The sequence below is a fragment of the Microcystis sp. M53602_WE12 genome, assembly GCF_030065455.1.
GTDB lineage: Bacteria > Cyanobacteriota > Cyanobacteriia > Cyanobacteriales > Microcystaceae > Microcystis > Microcystis aeruginosa.
The window spans coordinates 1-2,106 of the sequence record NZ_JASJFB010000676.1; the positions used below are offsets into that span (position 1 = coordinate 1).

Here is a 2,106-nt window from a genome sequence, read left to right on the forward strand (position 1 = left end):
GGCACTTACGGTTTAGCGGCGATGGATGCACTTCATGTTGCTGCTGCGCTGCAAATTCAAGCTGATGAACTAATCACCACCGAAAAGCCAACCAAACCAATGCACCGAGTCAGGGAAATTCAGATTGTTTCAATCTAATGTAAGGCTTTGGAGTAATCTAAGAGTAAGGAGACCAGGGACCGATGACGGTTTCTCCTCTTAACCTCAGCTAAAAATGCGATCGCTTTCTCCTATCTACACAGTAAAACAGCGATCGCCCCTGATTAAGCAATAGCAAATTCTGTTAATTCACGACTTGCAGGATCATGAAATGCTAAAACAATATCTTCTTTGGGAATCCCTGCTTCTAATAATTGAGAGGTGATTCCTATTTCTGTCCAATCTTGTTCAATATAAACTCTTTCATTTTTAATACGAATATGAATCTGAATATTGTTGATTTTCTTTTTGTTTATCCAACCAATAGACATCCATAGATAATGATCATGATTTTCATCAAAAATCAAACAGGTTTCTAGTTTTTTTTTGGATGAGCTATTCGCAATTTCGTCTAGCTTTGTTAAGGTATTTTGAATAATTTGGCGATAGTTAGTTAGTTTATCCATTGGACAATCTCCTCTTTTTCGATGTTGACAACTAATAAATCTAATTGGTGTCTTTTAATAACGGCTTGAATAGATTTTCGTTGGAAAAAAGTCTCATAAATTTCATCTTTGATAGCCAGATAGATTTCTTGGTATTCATCTTGTCCTAATTGAATGAGATCACGATAAAAAATATATTGTCCCAAAGCCATTTCAAAGTCTTTCATCATTGAAGGGCCAAGAAAGCTTTTAATTTCAATGATAATTTTACGTTGTCTTTGTTCTTCGGAAATATATTTCTCGATCGCCAGGTCTGGATACAATTCAGCGTCTTCATATTCAATAGGATAAGGATCAGCCGTAATTGTCCAGCCGTCTTTAATTAAGGCATTTTTAACGGCTTCGTGATAGAGGTCTTTTGCTGGCATTTGCCTCCTTCTATTTTGATCACTGGATTTATTATAAGCGATCGCCCTCCTCTTCTCACAGTAAAATAGCGATCGCCTCTTCCAAATTTTTATTAAAAACGCGATCGCCTATCGGTAGATGTCCTTTCGATGTCCAATATCTAAAATAATCACCTTTTTTGCGGAATCATCTATCGCGTAAATAACGCGATAAACTCCAATCCGAATCCGCCAGCCTTCTCGTCCTGTCAGTTTGAGACACCCTGCTGGTCTTGGATTGTCAGCTAATGCTCTAATCCCGTCTCGAACTTTCTGATAACTATCTTGGGGAAGATTAGCTAAAGCCTTAGAAGCTTGTTTTTTAATCGCAATAGTGTAATTCATTGACGACTATTTTCAATTTCGGCGATCGCCTCTTCAAAAGGAATTTCTTCCTCTTCCGAAATAGCTAAATCATAGGCTCTAATAGCATTCAATTCTTCAGAATCTTCTAGGAGTTTTCGATATTCCTCTATATCTAAAAGAATACCGATTTGATTACCCTGTTCATCAGTAATATACTTTTGCTTTAATGGCATTGATAATTACCTTGTTTGTTAATTTTATCCCCTATTATAGCTCAAATTTCTCCTTCATCCTCAACTCAACAGCGATCGCCTTTCTCAAACTTAATAAAACAGCGATCGCTCCACTTAAAGTTAAGATGAGAAACTATACCTCAACTTATCCTAAGAATTAAAGATTAAAAAGTATTTCCTATTCTACAAACTAATGGTATTAATTTAGCTAGAGTTGAGGGTTTGACTTTAGAAAATTGGAATGCTATAATAATGCCTAAATACCAATATTCGGAATAATTAATTATGTCATCTTTATACTTCTTAAGTAGCTGGTTATAATTAAATTAAAAATGGATTTTAGGTTCGATCCCCCCTGCCCCCCTTGATAAGGGGGGTGCCGATCCCCCCTGCCCCCCTTGATAAGGGTAGGGCTGTTTCATTCTCCCATCAGAATATCAAAAGGAAAAGCGATCACTGTCAGGTAAAATGAGAAGTGAACGCGAACTTTTGAAAGATATGTTGAGCTTAATAGAAAAACTAAAACAAGTCAAGGAC

General features: G+C 36.6%; 4 protein-coding genes. All 4 read right to left on the minus strand.

Annotation, left to right across the window (positions count from 1 at the left end):
* Positions 1 to 263: 263 nt before the first annotated feature.
* The gene (locus PX482_RS21055; RefSeq protein ID WP_002760108.1) at positions 264 to 605 is read right to left on the minus strand and encodes a XisI protein; all 342 of its coding nucleotides are present in this window, start codon (positions 603 to 605) and stop codon (positions 264 to 266) included.
* A complete protein-coding gene (locus tag PX482_RS21060) occupies positions 593 to 1,012 on the minus strand; it encodes a XisH family protein (RefSeq protein WP_002760109.1) in 420 nt (139 codons plus the stop codon). The genes PX482_RS21055 and PX482_RS21060 overlap by 13 nt, the downstream gene beginning before the upstream one ends.
* A gap of 108 nt (positions 1,013 to 1,120) precedes the next feature.
* Complete coding sequence (locus PX482_RS21065) at positions 1,121 to 1,375, minus strand: type II toxin-antitoxin system RelE family toxin (protein ID WP_002760111.1); 255 nt, start codon at positions 1,373 to 1,375, stop codon at positions 1,121 to 1,123.
* Entirely contained in the window at positions 1,372 to 1,569 is a 198-nt protein-coding gene (locus tag PX482_RS21070) for a RelB antitoxin-like protein (RefSeq protein ID WP_002760112.1), read from the minus strand. Before PX482_RS21070 ends, PX482_RS21065 begins: the two co-directional genes overlap by 4 nt.
* Positions 1,570 to 2,106 lie beyond the last annotated feature (537 nt).

Bases quoted from the DNA above. Each gene is read 5' to 3' on its own strand.
- PX482_RS21060 (WP_002760109.1), bottom strand. From the start codon at position 1,012: ATGCCAGCAAAAGACCTCTATCACGAAGCCGTTAAAAATGCCTTAATT.
- PX482_RS21055 (WP_002760108.1), bottom strand. From the start codon at position 605: ATGGATAAACTAACTAACTATCGCCAAATTATTCAAAATACCTTAACA.
- PX482_RS21065 (WP_002760111.1), bottom strand. From the start codon at position 1,375: ATGAATTACACTATTGCGATTAAAAAACAAGCTTCTAAGGCTTTAGCT.
- PX482_RS21070 (WP_002760112.1), bottom strand. From the start codon at position 1,569: ATGCCATTAAAGCAAAAGTATATTACTGATGAACAGGGTAATCAAATC.